The sequence below is a fragment of the Paenibacillus sp. J5 genome (genome assembly GCF_054955055.1).
Genome location: NZ_JBUEDD010000002.1, coordinates 36,387 through 55,127, shown reverse-complemented (window position 1 = coordinate 55,127; position 18,741 = coordinate 36,387). Strand labels below are relative to the sequence as shown.

The window sequence follows — 18,741 nt, the reverse complement described above, 5'->3', positions numbered from 1 at the left end:
GCTCCTATAGCTGGCTGTTGTTAGAACAACTTGCTTACCTGTTGCTTCACATCGATCAAAATCTGCTTCAATGCCTCTTCTCCTGCCGATGGCACACTTCCATACAACAGATGACCCACTGACTCGATGCCCGTAAAGGCAAAAATACCTGTAGTCGAAGTAAGCTTTAATGCCTCCGTCATGCCACTCTGATCATAATATTCTTTTGGTGTGCCATAAGCCTGCCTGTCCGTTGTAATTGTCTACATAAATCTCGCGATTAGTTCTTTCAACCTTTCTTCAGCGCAGCCATCGCCAAAGATCGTTATGGTTCCTGTGTCCGATTGTGTACGGATCAGTCTTCCCATCCCCTGCTTGAGCCTTAGTGACATATATGGAAAATCCACCTGTTCAAACGGATCGTCCGCTTCTTGCCGAAGGGCGGCAAATACAGCATCATGGGGCGGGAATGGCAGCGACCAAACCATGACATGCGACAAGGACGGCCCTGGAATATCCAGCCCCTCCCAGAGGGTGACGGCACATAATACACTCTGTACATCCTGTTGGAATTCATGAATGAGATGGCTGATCTCGGCTGTCCCTTCGAACCATATGTTCCGTGCCGTCCGTAGCGGTGAATCGCGAAGCGCCTGTCTGAACTGCCCCAGCTCCTCAAAAGACGGGAACAAGAGCAAGGCTCCGCCTCCATCCTCCGCTTCCAGCCGCTGATACACCTTATCCAGCTTATGCTCCAGGGATGCTTGCTGAACAAGCTCAATCTGCACCTGTTCCTTATAGTTGTATGGAGAGGATACCGAAAATGAAAGATAATTAGTTACACCAAGTCCTTGCGCAATATAGTCAAATGAGCCGTTCACCGACATGGTCGCTGAGGAGAACACAATCGGCATCGGCTTGGCAAACACCTTCTCATGCAACACCTCTTTGACCAGCTTGGGCATAATGACCAGTGTCAGCCCATCCTCGCCATCCGTCAGCCACACAATCAACTGTTCCGGCCGCTGGAACAAGGACAGCGCAACCCCGATCATCTCCATATGCTCTTCAACAATCTTCAGTTGATAGCCATCCAACGAGAACAAGCCGCTCTCAAGCGCCACTTCCTCCTCAATCTGCGCAATCCGTTCTCTGAATTCGGCAACGGCTCGCAGCAAGCGCTCATGGAGCAATACCTCCCGCCGATCAGAGCCGGGAACAACGCGGCTATACTGACCCAGCAAGTCAAATAGCGCTTCGCTGCATGTAATCGAGTCCTCTATAGCCTGGGCAAGCTGCTCCCGTACCTCGCCTTCGAGCAGCCTTACAATAATCTGTTCATACACCTGGTGCTTGAGTTTATACGTCAACGCTTTCTGAGAAGCCGTCTCCAGCAGATGCCCCTCGTCAAACACAACAGCGCTGTGCTCGGGCAATAACGGCAGTTGTCCTTCTCGCTTGCGGCTGTCATAGGTCCATACATGCTCCATATAGAAATCATGCGAGCAAATAATGAGATCCGTTGCCTTGCGATAGTGGTCGCGGGAGATGCTCTGCCCGCATCGATGGCGCTGGGGACAGATGAGGCAATCCTGGAAGATGTCCCATGAAATTCGGCTCCACTCCTGGTCATCCAGCTCCGGGTATTGCTGCCTGCTGCCATACGGAGTGAAGGTCTGCAAAGCAGCCGGCTTGTGAACGAAGTCAGGAAGACCGGTATAGATGGGAAGATAACGTCCTGCGGCAGCATCCTCTCCCTGGAGCTGCGCATCCAGCTTGTTCAAGCACACATATTGGTGGGGGGACTTGGCGAGCCGGGCATCCACCTGCAATTCAAGATAGCGGGCCAGCTTGGCAATGTCTCCCTCCGGCTTCACCAACTGCTCAATTAGCGATTCATCCGCGCAGGCAATAACCGCTGGCTTCCCAGTATATCTGGCGTAGAGCACAGCGTATAGCAAATAGACCAATGTCTTGCCCGTCCCGACACCCGCCTCGGCAAATATCGTCTGTTTGTTGCTGAAGGCCTGCTCTAGTTGAAATGCCATATAGATTTGCTCGTCACGAATATCAAAGCCCGCCTCAGGCAATCGTTCATAAAATACATCTGCAATCCAGTCGCTTGCTTGCTGGACAAACGGCTGACTTGGATCATAAGAGAAAGGATAGTTGTTCAATCTGGCTGTGCCTCCAAGCTTTTATACGTCATTCCTGTCCATTATACAGCACAGCAACTCTCTTGTCTCTGGTGGAGGAGGGCTTCCCTCATCAGCTATTGAATCCCCGCGCGAAAAAGCCGAATACGGATCACAAGAAAATTTTGCTCCGCTTGTGATCCGTACTCGGCTGCTTGGGACGGCGCTGTCGCGCCGATTATTTGAAGAAGGACACTACAATGAATTCATCTCACGCACAAATTGAATATAGTCGGTGGTGACAACCGACAGACCCTCCCTGCTGAGCAGAGCCATCACTTGCCCTCGATGATAGCTGCCATGAAGCGCAACATGAGTTAATATATCCCCGACCTTCGTAACAAACGGCTCGCCTTTGGTATTCGTGTAAGAGCAGTCCGCTCCCAGATTTATAAGATCCAGCTTCTCGAGATAGCTGACATAGCCCACACGATTGCATTCAAGCAGACTGGAGCATTCCTCGAGCGACAGCTCAGGCCATAACTCCACCCCATCTTGCTTCTCCCCTTGAAGGCGAGCCAGCCAGATCTGCTCGGCGCTAAGTAGATGTGCAAACAGCTTGAGCGCCTGATCTGCGCCAGGCGCAGCACGCAGCGCTTCCAACACACGACGATCCGCCCATTCCAGATGGTGAAACATACGTAGAACCTGTTCCATGGTCTGTATCCCCCTATCTGTTACACTCCCCGCTACTTTGTATTCCGCTTCCTGACAACTTCTGGAGCAAGACATACGGCTTAGCTATGGGATACCTGTTATTATACGCCTGGACGTTCACAATGTCAGCCATCAAATTGAACTCCATCTGTATTGAATGCTGCCGCTCTCACTGCCGCCAAGCCTATAGCAGAGAGAGCAGCATCTGACCCATCCGTGACAATGCCACCTGCTGCTGGGCAGCGCCTAGCTCGAAGGCTGCCTTGGGCATGCCATAGACTACTGAGGAAGCCTCATCCTGAGCCAGTGTCACTGCCCCTCGGCGTCGCATGGCGAGCAATCCCCTGGCACCGTCATAGCCCATCCCCGTCAATATAATACCAGCGCTGCGCTTGCCCACCTCTTTGGCAACCGATTGAAACAGCACATCCACCGAAGGGCAATGCCCATTCACCTTGTCACCGCGAAAGCAGCGCACCTTGTAGCCGCTGGCACTGGAGACTAGCTCCATATGATGGTCTCCTGGCGCAATCAATACATCCCCAGGCGCTACCCGATCCCCGTCCGCTGCCTCGCGGACATGCAGGGGCAAGGATTGATCCAGCCGCTGAGCGAACATCTTGGAGAAGACGGGGGGGATATGCTGCACGATCACGATGCCCGGCATTCCGGCAGGCAAGCTGCGCAGCAGTGCAGCAATGGCCTCCGTTCCTCCTGTCGAGGCGCCGATTGCAATTATATCCGTACTGGATTGAGACGGATCAAAGTCAGCCCCCTTGGAAGGAGCAGCGGGACCTAGAGGGTCCACCTTGGCTCGCGAGCCCGCAGCCCCCTTGATCGTGCGGATGAGCTGCAGAATAAACCGTTCCACCTTAGGAGCCGAGCCCATATCCGGCTTAGGCACGAAATCAACCGCTCCAGCCTTCAGCGCATCCAGCACGGCCTCGCTCACCGAGCTGACAACGATGATCGGCAACTGGTATTGCGGCAGCAACTGACGAATGAAGGCAATGCCATTCATGCGAGGCATCTGCACATCACACAGCATCACATCCGGTCGATGCCGCGCTATCTCTTCGGACGCCTCATAGGGATCAGATGCGGTGGCCACGACATGAATGGCAGTATCTGAGCTGATCCCCCTGCAGATGACTTCGCGGAATAACAGCGAATCCTCAACGATAAGCACCTTGATGGCTCTTGAGCGCATTACCCCAATAGGGTCCCCTCCTTGCGGTAGACAGAAGGAATCATATAGCGGAAGCCAGACAATCGCCTGTCGATGGTCTCGGAATGGCCGATGAACAGATAACCGCCAGGCTCCAGGCTGTCATAGAAACGACGCAGCAGCCTCAGCTTCGTCGCCTCATCAAAATAGATCATGACATTGCGACAAAAAATAAAATGAAACCGCGCCTTGAACGGGAACGTCTCTTGCATCAGATTGAACCTTCTGAATATCACCTCACGCTTGAGGAAATCAGCCGCCTGGAAGTTGCCGCTCGGCAACCTGCGAAAATAAGCGGATCGCCACCCGGCAGGCAACGGCTGGATCGCGTCTTGCGTGTATTCTCCCTGCAACGCTGCCTCAAGCGCTGCCGCAGACAGATCGGTAGCCAGCACTCTGCTATCCCAGCGCGACTTCTCCGCCCCGAGATATTGATCCATCACCATGGCGAGCGTATACGGCTCTTGCCCGAAGGAGCAGCCCGCGCTCCACGAACGCAAGTCGCGGTCCACGATGCGCGGCGCCAGCTCGGGCAGCACCTTGTCCAGCAAATATTGAAAGTGTGCCGATTCACGCATAAAAAAGGTATGATTCGTCGTAATTCGGTCAACTAGCTTGAGCGCCGCATCGCCATCACGATGTGAGGTGACGAGCCGCAGCAGCTCCTGATAGCTGCTCAGCCCATACTCATGCAGCAGCGGCTCCAGCCGTGACATCAGCATCGACCGCTTCTCTTGCTTCAGATGAATTCCGTAATGCAGCCGAATATACTCCGCCAGGGCGCTGAATTCATCTGCACTAATCGCCATGGGAATCAATATTTTCCGAAATCCTTATCGTGAAGCGTGATCTTGACGGGAGTGGCGGCGGCTTCCCTGTAGCCGTCAGCATATTCATCATCCAGCTCGGCATGGCGTCTTGCAGACAGATTCTCCAGCATACGAAGCACCTCCGGGTTTAGCTCGTCCAGCTCGCGGTAGGTGCTGCGTCCCGACTTCTTGAGCTTGAAGCGTCCAACCTGCTCCTTCAGCAGCGCCGCCTGGGACGACAACTGCTCGCTGGCTGCCGCGCTCTCCTCTGAAGTGGCCGAGTTTGTCTGCACAACCTGGGAGACCTGCATGATGCCCTGGTTGATTTGCGAGATGCCTGCTGCCTGCTCATTGGATGCCTCAGAAATGTTGCCTACCAGCTCGGCGGCGCGCGTGATTCCCTCCACAATCTGATTCAGAGCCGCCGCTGTTTCTCCTGCAATATGCATACCATCCTTCACCTTGCGAATCGAGCCCTCGATGAGATCGGTCGTCTCCTTGGCAGCGCCTGCTGAGCGGGCCGCCAGATTGCGCACCTCTTCGGCCACAACCGCAAAGCCTTTGCCATGCTGGCCCGCCCGCGCCGCTTCCACCGCAGCATTCAGCGCCAATATGTTGGTCTGGAAGGCAATCTCGTCGATGACCTTAATAATCTTGGAGATGCTCTCGGAGGACAGATTAATGTCATCCATGGCCGCAAGCATCTGCTGCATCTGCTCATTGCCCTTCACGGCTGTCCCTTTGGCATCCTCTGCCAGACGGTTCGCCTGCTCGGCAGTTGAGGCGTTCAGTTGGGTCTGCACAGAGATTTGCTCCACGGATGCGGTCAACTGCTCGACAGAGCTGGCCTGCTCCGCCGCACCCTGAGACAACAGTTGGCCGGACTCGGATACTTGCCGCGCGCCGGACGCTACCTGCTCGGAAGCCGTCTGTATGTTGTTGAGCACATGGTTCATATTGTCCGTCATCTTGCGGAAGGCTTGTGCCAATACACCAACCTCGTCTTGAGAGTGGGCTTCTATGCGGACATCCAGGTCGCCATCGGCGATCTGGTTCGCTGTCGCTACCAGCTTGTTAACCGGGCGGGTAATAATCCGGGATATGAATACTCCAAGGCCGATGGCAATGAGAATCGCAGCGACTACCACGGCCACCATCGTCATCACCGTATTGCTAGTCACGCCTGAATATTCCTCAGACAGCGCCAGTCCCGCTGTCCGCTTCTGATCGAACATCAGGTCTAACAGCTCACCCACCTGGTCAGAGTAAGGCGTGGCTTGGGACAGGGTACGGAGTCCCTCCTCTGTCCGTCCATCCATAGCGAGCGTGATCGTCTGATCACGCAACACGCGATATTCCTCCCGACTCTGCTGGAGGCTCTTGAACTGGGCACGCATCTCCTCGCTGTTAATGCTGCGCTCATACGTATCGAGCAGCTTCGTCAACTCCTCATCCAGCCCTTTGATGGTTGCCAGTGTAGCTTGCTGCTTTTGGGAGTCGACATGTAGCAGAATGTCACGAACACTATTGCGAATCATATGGAAATTAATGCCTGCTTGTCCCAAATCTCCGATCGACACTCCGTAATCCAGGTACATCTTGGAATAATTCTTGTCAATCTTCCGAATGTTCAGCACACCGATTACCCCTACAACCCCTGCGATCATCGCCACCATGATAAAGGAAGCCAATATCTTTTTGCCCAGCTTCATATCGTACAACCATTGCATCCTACTCGCCTCCCTGAATACATTTCTATTGCGTTCCGAGCAAGCCCTCCGCTTCGTCGTAGCTAAGCAGCTTATCGCAATCCAGCAGCAGCTTGACCTCATCTCCTACCTTGCCAATTCCCCGTATGTAACGGCTGTTGCCTTGCTTCATTTCGGGCGGCGGCACGATGGCGTCCCCAAGGATAGAGATGACCTCCACGACCCCGTCAACAATGAGTCCAATCGATAGCTCCCGGATGTCGACCACAATAATGCAGGTCCGGTCATTATATGCACGAAACGGCTTGTTGAAGCGAAGGCGCACATCCATCACCGGTATAATCTTGCCACGCAGATTCATGATCCCTCTTATATACTCCGGCAATTGGGGCACCTCGGTAATAGCCTGTATACCGATAATTTCGGTAACATAAGCTATGTCAATCCCATACTGCTCACTTCCCAGCAGAAACGTCAAATATTGATCCTTTTGCGCATCCTCTTCTGAATAGGCTTCCTCTGCAACTCTGCTACTCAATCCCGTCAGCTCCTCTCTTTCTTGGCAACAAGCCGTAGTGTGGAGTCATCCCTCCAGGCTTCTTACAGCAGGCCCAATCAGTGCGGCCACATCCAGAATGAGACTGATGTTGCCATCCCCCAGTAATGTGCATCCAGCAAGTCCTTCGATGCGCTTCATGTTGCGAATATAGGCGGGCAAGCTTTTGACGACAACCTGTTGTTGACCCAACAACTCATCGACCAGCAGACATAACCGGCGTCCATCCTGCTCGACGACCACAAGAACACCGTCTGTCAGATTCACCCCATCGCAATCCTTGTTCAACAAGGAGCTTAACCTCATGATAGGATAGCATTCTCCCCGCACCATAATCATTTCATTGCCATCGGTGTCCTTCAGAAGCGCCTCCTGCTTCGGCTTGAATGACTCCTGAATGGCAGTGATCGGCACCGTATATCGCGATGGCCCCACTCGGACATTCATGCCATCGATAATAGCCAGCGTCAGCGGAATTTTAAGGGAGATGGACGTGCCCTCGCCTTTGACACTATCGACAATGATCGTTCCTCCGACCATCTCGATATTTTTGAAGGCAACATCCATTCCGACTCCGCGACCACTGAACTCGGTCACACTTTCCTTGGTGGAGAAGCCAGGGAGAAATACGAGATTATATAGATCCCTGTCGCTTACAGCACCCTGCTCTCCAGAGACCAGGCCCTGCTGCACGGCACGCCTCCAAATTTTATCCTTATCCAGTCCCCTTCCATCATCCATTACACTGATTATGACATCATTCCCGGCATTGCTCGCCTCCAGCGTAAGCGTTCCGCACGCAGGCTTGTCGGCTGCAAGACGTTCCTCCCTGGGCTCGATGCCATGATCTATCGCATTCCGAACCAGATGCATCAGCGGATCGGAGATATGCTCGATAATATGCTTATCGACCTCCGTCTCCTCCCCAATAATTTGAATGTCCACCTCTTTTTCTAATTTTTTGCTCATATCCCGTACAACACGATGCATTTTGTGGAAGGTCGTAGCGAGTGGAACCATGCGAATCGACATTATAATATCTTGAAGCTCGCCCGTAATTTTCCGAAGATGGACCGCAGACTTTTGAAAGTGGTCTGACAACCCCTTCAGCTCCTCATGCTGAGTCACCATCGCCTCCGCAATGACGAGCTCGCCGACCAGATTCATGAGTTGATCCAGCTTGCCAACATGAACGCTGATCATGGATTGCTGCACATTTTCACGCTTCTCATGGGGCTGCTCGGCTGCAACTGCCGACTCGAGGATCTGCGTCTTCGCTCCCAGCTTCACCTCCCGTACATAGGCCATCGAACGCAGATAGTCGGCAAGATCCTGCTGTGGGCGGGAGGACTGGATGACGAGCTTGAATCCTTGCTTACGTATTACATCCTCTGTCCGTTCATTCTCCAGAATGTCGCTCGGCTCATGCGATACGACTATAAAGCCGGCTTCCCCCAGCTTGATAAGAACGTTATACGCACGAATATTCTCCATTTGGCAATTCTCTTCGAATGTCACGATGACGTCGTACAGAACTTCCTGCTTCGCCTCGTTTAGACGCGCAAGGTAGCTCTGAATCGAAGCGGCCAGCTCCTGAGCATCCCCATCCGCCGGATCGCCTAGACGAATCTTGAGCGTCTCCAGCCTGATAAAATCAAGCCCGTTCAAGATGAGCTCCAGCAGCGCATCAAAGTCCGGGATGGCGGCGGCACGCTCTCGCAGGCAATAGAATAAATCCTCTATGCCATGCGCAACGCTTGCGATGCTCATATATTGCATCATCGCGGCTGACCCTTTCAGTGTATGCATATTTCTGAATATTTCGGCAATTGAGTCCGAGCTGAAGCTGCGGCTGCGCTCACAAGCAAGAATGACGGTCTCCAATTCCCCAATCAACTGCTCCGATTCAAATAAGTACATTTCCAGCAGTGATTCCGTATTGAAATCTTTCATGCTCTCCCTCCCCTCTAGAGAAATCGTTCTATGAATTCCTTCCGCTTACTTCTGAATCCCCTTGGTTAAGGGTACCGAAAACCTAGGTCTCGGAGCCTTCATTCGACATTATAATCGTAAATACGATTTTATTCAACATTTATACGTATATACGTAATAGTACAATTATGGAATTTTTTTGTTTTTTCCTACTTTTGTGTCGTATACAATCTATGATGCAGGCTATAATATGAAGTTGTAATCTAACAAATATTGATCAAAATTATTCCGGGAGTGACTTTATTTGTATTCTGTTAAGAAAAGACTGAGACAATTAAGGCAAGAGCTGGGATTGACAATGTCTGAATTTTCACAGCAAATTCACGTATCGGCGGGAAATGTTGGAGATTGGGAAAGCGAAAAAAGATCCTCCACCCCTGGAGCGAAGGCACTCATAGCGATCGCCAACACGTATAACGTTTCACTGGATTGGCTGCTGCTGGGCAAGAATGTCCCCTTCCCGGCAGAATCCAAGCCTACGAGTAACAGCACATTGATTGAGGAGCTTCAAATAACGATCGAAGGAGAAGAGGATTACCGCTCTCCGCCAAATTCCGTTGCGGTTAAGCAGCTTATTGCTGTCACTCAGGACTTGTGCGAACAGGATGTACACCTCCTTTTTCAACTCGCGCTTCGTATAAAAGAATTAGCCTCTCATCGCACTAGCTAACTCCTCCACCACTCGCCCTCTCCTCGAACTCCACCAACAATCCTCTGCAGAACTAGAGTGTGACTTCAAACTCCGAAGGGAGCATACTTTACAGAATTTCCTTACTGAGCAAGGCATGTTCTCACAGGCGTACCAGGGGTACGTCAAGCGATCATAACGTTACGCAGGACGTACAGGCGGTGAACAATGCTCCTTCAGTGGGTTGGAAGACAAGACAAGCGCTGGTTCGCTTCACGCAATGGAAACATAAAAAAACAAGGTTGCACCCGACCAACTTTCCCGTCCGGGGCCCCTTGTTTTTCTGTTTTCCCTATTATCCACCTACCAAAAAACGCTCCACTACCGCAAGTCCGTTATCCTCCAGCATCTCGGAATTGTCATAGTACAGCACGCTGCCCTCGGGCAGCGGCCAATGGATTGTTCTCGGAGACAAGGAATGGCGAAACTCGCTCCAATGCTTGAGCTTCCATTCATCCAGCCTGGAAGCTCGCTTGGTGATTCGGTCGTAGTAGGTCTGTTCATCCTGCAAGGTCACCACCACCACCTTCACTTCCACCTCCTGAAGTGAAGCACCGATCCGTCCCAGCTCCGATTCGATCCAGGACGGGTCCTCTGTCTCTCGCGTGAATGGGCCGATGATCAGCACACTCAAGCCAAGCTTTACATTTTCGAGCGCCGCATCCATCGTGATCCTATAGCCCAGATCTCTGCATAATGCTTTGTACTGTGCAGAATCCCGGTCTTCGGGGTCTAACCCTGAAGCCGTCATCAGTGCGATTGCGGCTGGACGAAGCAACGTATCCATATCGAGCAGAGGAAATGAGTTTCGGACGGCCAACGCTTTAGCCAATGTCGTCTTGCCTGCTCCAGCTCCCCCTACGACAAAGAGCAACCTTCCTTTGGCTTCTCCTCCAGCCATGATTACACACTGCCTTCCTGCAGCCTGCTCCACACCTGCTTGTTGCTATACTGGCGTTCGGTGCTAATGTCCAGCCCGAACCAATCCGGTGCTCGGAAAGCCGCAGCCTCCTGCTCCGAACGAAACTCCACCTCCAGCACGGTCAATTGCAATTGATCATATACGTCAATCTCAACTTTTCTTCCATTGAATTCGGCGGTCATGCGGTTCTTGGTCAAGGGAACAGCCCCGCAGGAGCGAATCAACTGTTTATAGATTTCGGCTGAGATAGAGTACTCAACCTCCTCCCGTATCAGGCCATTGCCACGTTTGAAGGTATGGGTATATTCCACCTCGCCGCTTGCAACATCCGTCAATCTCCGCACGCGCAGCTCCTGATCCTCATCGATCGCCAGATAGGTCTGCTCAATGCGCTGCTCCCGCACTACCTTGAGTGTCCCGCTCTCCTGTAATTCCGCCAGATCCGCATTCAGCATATACTTCCGTTCAATTTCAAGCTCCATCCGTTCACGCCCCTTCATTATATCGCTGTCAGCAGACTGTGGTTATGGCTGTGCTCGCAGCTCAGCAGCATACACCCGATTACGACCTTGCTCCTTCGCCTGGTACAGCGCCTGATCTGCCCGCTCGAACAACTCCTGTGCAGAGCTGGCATGGGAGGGAAAGTGAGCGCATCCGATCGAGATCGTAATGCCTCTGCCGATCGGCATATCCGCTTGCTCGCAGGCCAGCCGGATGTCCTCCGCCCGGTTGAGCGCTTCCTGAATCGGCGCCAGTGGCAGAACCACCACGAACTCCTCCCCTCCGTAGCGGAAGCAAGCATCACCTGGTTGAATACAATCCAGGAGCAGAGCGCTTAGCTTCTTCAACACATCATCACCGGCAGGATGCCCATAGCTATCATTAATCGTCTTGAAATGATCGATGTCCAATATAAGTACCGCAAACGGGAACTGATCCTCAATCCACTTGCTGGTCATGCCCACAAGCGTCCGGCGGTTGGCAAGTCCCGTTAGCGGGTCAGTCGTCGCTTCCCGTGTCAGTTGGTCCGTCTGGAGCTTCAGATTGACCATAGCCAGCGCTACGGTCTTCGTCAACATATCTGCCTCGCGATTCCAGTGCTGGCCAAAGGTCATAGCCTCGGCCTTCCCTAGTCCGAAGCCGCTAACGGTGTGAGCCAATTGGACAAACGGCCGCACCAGCCGCCGTGCAAGCCAGATGGCGCCTAGCATGAGCAGCAGCGAAGCCGGGGCGATATACAGCAGCATTTGCCCGAGATGCCTGTTCAGTTGCTCCTGCACCTGCGAGATCGGCGATACGATGACGACTCCCCACCCATTGGATTTCACAGAGGCATAGCCAGCCAGTTGAGCTATCCCTTTCGTATTGATCGCTTCCAACGAGCCGCTCTTGCCCTCCAGCACCTTCTGAACGATCGGATTGCTGCTCACATCCTCCCCGCGTCTGCTCACATCGGGATGATAGATCAGCCGACCCGTCGGCCCCACGACATAAAGATACGATTCTTTATCCGCATCCTGGCTGCTGCCAAAGATGGAATGAATAATATTCTCCTCTTGCAAATATAACGTTCCGCCTATAATACCCTGATAATTGCCCTGCTTATCCACCAACGGCTCGCTCATAAGCAGAATCAGCTTCTTGCTGGTAGTCGTCTGATAAGGACTCGACAAGTAGCTATTGTGACTGGCTAGCGCCTCCAGCGAAGCCGGCTGCTGCACCTTTCTTCCGATCATCTGCTCGCCATTAGGCACAAAGCCTCTCATAACCCCCATCCCATCTACGATGACAATCGAATTAAAATAACTGCTGCTGTCGCGCATAAATTCAAGCTCGCCCTGCAGCTCGCTTAATGTCCATTCGCGATGCTCCATCACATAGCGGCTTCCCTGCTTTAGCGCTAACCGCATCGAGCCGAATAGCGAGTCCATCGTCTTGGCCATCTTGGCGGCTGATACTTCATTTAATGCTAAGGTCGTCTGGTACAAGGACTGTTTCTTTAGCTGATATGAGCCTGTCAGCAATATGGTAGCTGTCAGCAGCACAGATGCGATCACTAGACCGGCGAACAGTGTGGCCAGACTTACTTTTCTGCGTGATTTTTGTATATCTCGCCTCATAACCTGTAACTCGTTCCCCCTGCTCCTGCTCAAGTTCCAAAACGTCTGCGATAGCCGCAGCGGCGGCATAATTCCTCCACGGCCTCTCTGCGAGAGAAGCCATCGACAAGTCGTTTAGCACGGCCACTATTAATAATTTCGGAGAACGGCTGCACATTGATATTGCCCAGATTAATAATTCCTTCCCCGTCCAGACAGCATGGAACGACTGTGCCGTCGGATAATATTCCAGCCTGATTGCGAAGTCCATAGCAGAACCCTCTGCCATCATCCTCCTCAGCGTCCAGAGCTGGCCACTCAAACTCATAGTCCTGATTAATGTATACCCGCTCCGCTACCTTCGTGCCATGCCCAGGCGCCACTCGCTCCTCGATGCGGTAATCCAGGCCAAACTCGGCCTCGATCGCGCCCAGAATCTCCCGATTGCGCTGTCGCTCCGAATTGGTGGCATTGTCCATGTCCAGATTCCATAGTCTTAGCGAAATGATCATCTGAGTCTGCTCCATCGCTTCCCGTACAAAAGACAGCACGCCACGAATGTAGCCTTCCTTGTCCGTCGAGCCTTCATGACCGTCGAAGCTGTGCAAGGAAAAGTTCATCTGGCGGATCGCTGGCTTGCCCAGAAGCTTGTGCTTCACTTTATGCAGCAGTGTGCCGTTCGTTGTAATATTGACTTTGAAGCCCATCTCCCCGCTAATGTCGAGCAATTCATCTAGCTTAGGATGCATCAGCGGCTCTCCCTTGAGATGCAGATAGATCGAATCAGTATACGGCTTGATCTGTTCCAGTCTGTGGCGGAAAGCCTCCGGCTGGATAAAGTTCGCCTGTCGCTTGGTCTGAGGACAGAAGGTGCATGCCAGATTGCATACGCTGGTAATTTCAATGTAAAATTTCTTAAACCGTTTCATAGCTTCCATGACTCCATTCTGCAGCACTATACGGATGCTTGTCCTATTGCTATCTTACCATATCGTTTGATCTGAGCACGAGGTTTTTCATGCCTCGCTCAAGCCGCCAGCCGAAGCAATACAATGCCCGCCAACGCACAGACAAGCCCGGCCAGCTCTCTTCTCTTCATCGTCTCCTTCAGATAGAAACGGGCGTAGATCAGCACCAGCACCACATTCATGGCAGAGATGGCCGAGACGAGACCTGTGATGCCATCGCGAAAGGCCGGCATGATCAGGAGCATCCCCCCGATGTTGCTCAGGCCGACGATCATCCCCCAGCCCAGAACCCGCCCTGTTCCCCAGTATGCTGCTTTACTGGCAGCCGTCTCGGCTGTCGTCCTGGCAAGTGCAGGCTGCTGTTCCGGATCGCTGGATAGCTCCTGCACCCGCTTCGCCCGCATCCGTCCACGAAGCTGTTCGCTGCACCACGAGCAGCCAAATAGAAGACTGCCCGTTGCATACATCAGGGCCAGTGTCGGCAGCGTCTCTCCCATTAGCAGAGTCGCCAGCTTAACAGATAGATCCGTCAGACTGAAAAACAACAGTGCCAGCAAGCCCCACTGAATGCCTCCAAGCTCCGTCCATTTTAACTCCTGTGAATAGCGGATCATGAGCAAGCCGATCATAATGATGGCAAATGACCCAAGCTGCCAGACATTGAGCGCCTCGCCCCATATCACATAAGCCCCCATGACCACAATAACCGGAGGAAGTGCCGTCATCAGCGCCACCAACGAAGCTTTGCCTACCGCATAGCCTTTATACATAGAGGCATTAGAAATGAAAGAAAAAATCCCCATTAATATTCCAACCAGCGCTCCTGCCGTCCATTGCTGACCGACAACCAGATTTGCAGCTAACGCCACCAGACAGCCCGATGTATACACACCCAGCAACATCAGACTACGGTTAATCGGCCGCTGCGAAGTCCATTGATACAATATACCCCGCAGGCCGAAGCAGACAGCGGCCAACACGGCATATACAAACCACAGCATAAATTCATCCACCTCATAACGTCGATACTTGTCGAATAATATTGAAATCTCACACTTCAAGTTAGATTAACACAGAATCATAAATATTACCATCCATTACAGACCAGCGAGCAGCCGGCAGCAGCTTCTGGTCACTCCCTGTTCTCAACGACCAGGATGGCAGGAGCGCTCCAGGCCGCAGCCCATGCTACAGAACATAAAAAAACCTCTCACCAGTTAGAGAGGATTAAGGCTTCGCGCTGACCGAAGTCAGGCAATCGCTAGCAAAAACATGGTCATAAGCAGCAGCAGCACCACGACCGAGATCAGAAGCGCCGCTTTCTCCAGACGAACAGGCGGCTGCTGCTGAGGCTGAAGAAGCTGCTGCAGCCGATAATTGATCGAGCCGCCGGAGAATGACACTGCGGCTGCTCCTTCCATAGGCATCCGAATGCGAATCAGCTTGAGCAGCGCACTGCCCAATCCGCGCGCGGTGCCCATCCTCGAGATGGCATATTGGTCAGCCAGCACTTCGCTCAATATATGATAGCTCTGGTAGGACCAGCGCGTGAGCGGGATGAACCACAGTCCTTCCGCGATCAACCGCAGCGTCCATAGCTTGCAGGCATCCTTGTTTTTCTGATGGAAGCTCTCATGCTCAATGACAGCCTCCAGCTCTTCCTCATCCAGCAGCGCCAGCAAGCCGCTGGACAGCACAATGACAGGACGCCAGAAGCCGACTGTGAACGCCAGCGGCTGCTCCTGCCGTATCACCGCCAGGCGTCCTTGCTCCAGCCCGAGCGCATCAGCGAGCTGGCCTGTGCGCTGCTCGTCACGCAGCACGGCCAGTCGTATATTGAATTTTGTCAACTGCACCCCTTGCTGTATGACGTGGAAGATCGTCATCAACACTGTATAGACGATCAGTCCGCTCAGCATCCCCTGGACAGTGTAAAAGAGCAGTGAGTTTTCCCTGAACAGGGAGGTGCACAACTGGAACACATTGATATGCAGATGCGTGCCGAAGAGCAGATGAATCGCATACATACCCATTTGCGTCCACACAAGCAGTGCAATCGACAGGCTGAGCGCCAGCGCCAGCCAACATTTTTTTCTCCACCACATCAGGCTCGTTCCTTCTCTAGTCATCGAATTCGTCATTCCGGTCATCCCACAGGGCGTGTATCCTTGCCCTAGTACACTACACCTCATTATAGTTCAGCCCATTCCTTCTTTCAAGCGTAGCAGCCAGACCAAGAACTCCTGTAACACGGAAGAGGCCTTCACTGCCCTAAGGCAATGAAGACCTTCTGTTCGAGACTGACGGACTGAAGCCGTCAACGCTTGGCACACTGCCATCTGCCCAGGATGAACCTGGCAGGGCAAGCGAGCCAGCCAGGAATGCTACATAAGCGACCTTGCCTATTCTGCAGACAGACTACTGTCCTTCATAATGACGTCATGCGCTCCGCCTTCAACCAGGCTGGTAGCCGAAACCAGTGTAATGCGCGCATTCTGCTGCAGCTCCTCGATCGAGAGCGAGCCGCAGTTGCACATGGTGGACTTGATCTTATACAGTGTCTTGTCCAGATTTTCCCGCAGAGAGCCGGCATAAGGAACGTAGGAGTCAACTCCCTCCTCGAACACTAGCCCCTGCTTGCCGCCGGAGTCGTAACGCTGCCAGTTGCGCGCCCGGTTGGAGCCTTCGCCCCAGAACTCTTTGACAAAATTGTTGCCGATCTTCAGCTTCTTCGTCGGAGACTCGTCGAAGCGAGCGAAATAACGACCCATCATCACAAAATCCGCGCCCATCGCCAGCGACAGCGTAATATGGTAATCATGCACGATGCCGCCGTCCGAGCAGATCGGTACATAGATGCCTGTCTCGGCGAAATACTGATTGCGCGCTTCATTGACCTCCATCAGTGCAGAGGCCTGACCGCGTCCGATTCCTTTTTGCTCGCGTGTGATACAGATCGAGCCGCCGCCGATGCCGACCTTCACGAAGTCAGCCCCCGCTTCCACCAGATAGAGGAAGCCCTCGCGATCGACGACGTTGCCAGCGCCAATCTTCACGTCAAAGTTCGCCTTGACATATTCCACCGTCTCCCGCTGCCATTCGCTGTAGCCGTCTGACGAATCGATGACAAGCACATCTACTCCGGCCTCTACCAACGCGGGCACACGCTCCGTATAATCCTTGGTATTGATCCCGGCGCCAACAATATAGCTCTTGTTAGCATCCAGCAAGCTCAGTGGATTTTCCTTATGGGAATCATAATCCTTGCGGAAGACCAGGTATTGCAGCTTCTGCTCCTCGTCCACGATCGGCAGACAGTTCAGCTTATGCTGCCAGATCAGATCATTCGCCTCCGGCAGCGTCAAGCCGGAGCTGCCGTAGATCAGCGAGGAGAACGGCGTCATGAATTCGCTCACCTGCTTGTCCAGCGAATCGCGGCTCAATCTGTAATCCCGGCTCGTCACGATGCCGAGCAGGGTGCCCCGCGGCGTGCCGTCATCTGTGATGGCTACCGTGGAATGATTGTTGCGCTCCTTGAGCTCCAGCACATCCTTGAGCGTGTGCTGTGGCGTCAGATTAGAACGGCTGACCACGAACCCTGCCTTATGCTCCTTCACCTTGCGAACCATTGCTGCCTGATCCTCTATAGATTGGGAGCCGAATATGAAGGAGATTCCCCCGCACTGCGCCAGTGCTGTCGCCATGTTATGATCCGAGACCGCCTGCATGACCGCAGAGGAAAATGGAATATTAAGCGCAATATCCGGCTGCTCGCCACGCTTGAATCTCGTAATCGGTGTCTTCAAGCTGACATTCGCGGGCGTACATTCTTTCGTTGTCAAATTCGGAATGAGCAAAAATTCGCTAAAGGTACGGGATGGTTCCAAATAGTATTGAGCCACTGTCGTTCATCTCTCCCCAATTTATGTTTTCTCTTGCACAGTGCCAGAGCCGCATCCATACGGCGTAAATTGCTTTATTATAGTCGATGTTTCGCAGTTAATCAACCCCTGTGCCACCTCATTAAACATGTAAACGCTTCACCCTGCAAGCACATGTCTGTACCCGCCATTTCTATATCCCATACTGTGTTTCTCCGGCCCACTACGCTGCCGGGCTGCCTCCTGACTTCATCGTCCAAGGAACGAAAGAGCCTGCCCGCGCAACGCGCAGGCAGGCCAGCTATCTCTTCATTAATTGTCGTCATCGTCTTTTTCAACTTTTAATATGTTTCCCGTATAGGCATCGATCTCAAGCTCGACCTCTTGGCCTTGTACACGCAATTCCACTTCATAGACCAGACGGCCATCTTCCCTGTCCAGCTTCACCTGATGCAGCGTACCGCCCGCTTCCGCCTTGGCTGCTGCCACCGCCTGATCGGCGGTAATGACAGCCTTCTTGGAGGGAGATTGCGCTGTTCCTGTGCTGCTCTGCCCAGCATAACCTATACGCCGATCTTCACGGTCATCGTCATCCCCATCATGATCATCATCAGAACGTATCTCCAACGTTCGACCAGTGTACGCCTCAATCCTAACCTCCTGGTCATGACGGCCTTGTTCGATTTCTACCTCGTAGTAGAGTATCCCGCTGCTCCGCTCCAGTTCGATGCTATCCACCGTTCCCTGTCCGCCAACTGCGGCGAGCGCATACTGCTTCGCCTTCGCATAGCCGATGACGGCAGGCTTTGCGCCTGTAGAGGGGGATGCCTCTGCTGGCTCCACCGTTCCCATCCCATATAGTCCGCCTGCTGCCAGTATAGCAGTAAGCGCCCCTATTCCTGCCCATTTCCTCATTGTGCATTCCTCCCAAGCAGTGTTCTGCAGCCGCATATGATGCAGCGGCTGGCAACATCCTACAGCTTCTATTGTAGAGATGTTATATGAGAGGGGTCTGACAGCAACATTAGAAATGGATGAGAACACACGCTGACTTCAAG

The 18,741-nt window shown here is 53.0% G+C and carries 17 protein-coding genes; 1 reads left to right on the top strand and 16 read right to left on the bottom strand.

Going from position 1 to position 18,741, the window contains the following annotated elements; genetic code table 11:
• Positions 1-20: 20 nt before the first annotated feature.
• From ACY1JZ_RS02980 to ACY1JZ_RS02945, 8 genes are all read right to left on the bottom strand, one after another.
• Positions 21-182, bottom strand: a complete 162-nt coding sequence (locus ACY1JZ_RS02980) for a hypothetical protein (protein ID WP_462628008.1) — start codon at positions 180-182, stop codon at positions 21-23.
• A gap of 60 nt (positions 183-242) precedes the next feature.
• Positions 243-2,156: an ATP-dependent DNA helicase gene (locus ACY1JZ_RS02975; RefSeq protein ID WP_462628007.1), complete on the bottom strand. Its 1,914-nt coding sequence runs from the start codon at positions 2,154-2,156 to the stop codon at positions 243-245.
• Between the two features lie 213 nt (positions 2,157-2,369).
• A complete protein-coding gene (locus ACY1JZ_RS02970) occupies positions 2,370-2,831 on the bottom strand; it encodes a DinB family protein (RefSeq protein WP_270171234.1) in 462 nt (153 codons plus the stop codon).
• A gap of 184 nt (positions 2,832-3,015) precedes the next feature.
• The gene (locus ACY1JZ_RS02965; RefSeq protein ID WP_462628006.1) at positions 3,016-4,041 is read right to left on the bottom strand and encodes a protein-glutamate methylesterase/protein-glutamine glutaminase; all 1,026 of its coding nucleotides are present in this window, start codon (positions 4,039-4,041) and stop codon (positions 3,016-3,018) included.
• Positions 4,041-4,868 carry a CheR family methyltransferase gene (locus ACY1JZ_RS02960; RefSeq protein ID WP_270172492.1) on the bottom strand — a complete coding sequence of 276 codons (828 nt, stop codon included), beginning with the start codon at positions 4,866-4,868 and terminating at the stop codon, positions 4,041-4,043. Before ACY1JZ_RS02960 ends, ACY1JZ_RS02965 begins: the two co-directional genes overlap by 1 nt.
• Positions 4,869-4,873: 5 nt before the next feature.
• Positions 4,874-6,598, bottom strand: coding sequence for a methyl-accepting chemotaxis protein (locus tag ACY1JZ_RS02955; protein WP_462628005.1), 1,725 nt, complete (start codon positions 6,596-6,598; stop codon positions 4,874-4,876).
• Positions 6,599-6,623: 25 nt separating this feature from the next.
• Positions 6,624-7,115 carry a chemotaxis protein CheW gene (locus tag ACY1JZ_RS02950; RefSeq protein WP_270171240.1) on the bottom strand — a complete coding sequence of 164 codons (492 nt, stop codon included), beginning with the start codon at positions 7,113-7,115 and terminating at the stop codon, positions 6,624-6,626.
• 45 nt (positions 7,116-7,160) lie between these two features.
• Positions 7,161-9,086: a chemotaxis protein CheW gene (locus ACY1JZ_RS02945; protein ID WP_462628004.1), complete on the bottom strand. Its 1,926-nt coding sequence runs from the start codon at positions 9,084-9,086 to the stop codon at positions 7,161-7,163.
• Positions 9,087-9,369: 283 nt separating this feature from the next.
• Between ACY1JZ_RS02945 and ACY1JZ_RS02940 the strand changes: the two genes are divergently transcribed.
• Positions 9,370-9,795: a helix-turn-helix domain-containing protein gene (locus tag ACY1JZ_RS02940; RefSeq protein WP_270171244.1), complete on the top strand. Its 426-nt coding sequence runs from the start codon at positions 9,370-9,372 to the stop codon at positions 9,793-9,795.
• A gap of 313 nt (positions 9,796-10,108) precedes the next feature.
• Here ACY1JZ_RS02940 and ACY1JZ_RS02935 read toward each other — a convergent pair whose 3' ends face one another.
• The 8 genes from ACY1JZ_RS02935 to ACY1JZ_RS02900 form a co-directional block, all read right to left on the bottom strand.
• Entirely contained in the window at positions 10,109-10,714 is a 606-nt protein-coding gene (locus ACY1JZ_RS02935; RefSeq protein WP_462628003.1) for a P-loop nucleotide/nucleoside kinase family protein, read from the bottom strand.
• 2 nt (positions 10,715-10,716) lie between these two features.
• Positions 10,717-11,217, bottom strand: coding sequence for a CYTH domain-containing protein (locus ACY1JZ_RS02930; RefSeq protein ID WP_462628002.1), 501 nt, complete (start codon positions 11,215-11,217; stop codon positions 10,717-10,719).
• 42 nt (positions 11,218-11,259) lie between these two features.
• Entirely contained in the window at positions 11,260-12,855 is a 1,596-nt protein-coding gene (locus ACY1JZ_RS02925) for a sensor domain-containing diguanylate cyclase (protein WP_462628001.1), read from the bottom strand.
• Positions 12,856-12,884: 29 nt separating this feature from the next.
• Complete coding sequence (locus ACY1JZ_RS02920; protein ID WP_462628000.1) at positions 12,885-13,763, bottom strand: radical SAM/SPASM domain-containing protein; 879 nt, start codon at positions 13,761-13,763, stop codon at positions 12,885-12,887.
• 98 nt (positions 13,764-13,861) lie between these two features.
• Positions 13,862-14,803: a DMT family transporter gene (locus ACY1JZ_RS02915; RefSeq protein ID WP_462627999.1), complete on the bottom strand. Its 942-nt coding sequence runs from the start codon at positions 14,801-14,803 to the stop codon at positions 13,862-13,864.
• Positions 14,804-15,052: 249 nt separating this feature from the next.
• Positions 15,053-15,943, bottom strand: coding sequence for a M56 family metallopeptidase (locus ACY1JZ_RS02910; RefSeq protein WP_462627998.1), 891 nt, complete (start codon positions 15,941-15,943; stop codon positions 15,053-15,055).
• 261 nt (positions 15,944-16,204) lie between these two features.
• The gene (locus ACY1JZ_RS02905; protein ID WP_462627997.1) at positions 16,205-17,704 is read right to left on the bottom strand and encodes an IMP dehydrogenase; all 1,500 of its coding nucleotides are present in this window, start codon (positions 17,702-17,704) and stop codon (positions 16,205-16,207) included.
• A gap of 291 nt (positions 17,705-17,995) precedes the next feature.
• Complete coding sequence (locus ACY1JZ_RS02900; protein WP_462627996.1) at positions 17,996-18,598, bottom strand: PepSY domain-containing protein; 603 nt, start codon at positions 18,596-18,598, stop codon at positions 17,996-17,998.
• Positions 18,599-18,741 lie beyond the last annotated feature (143 nt).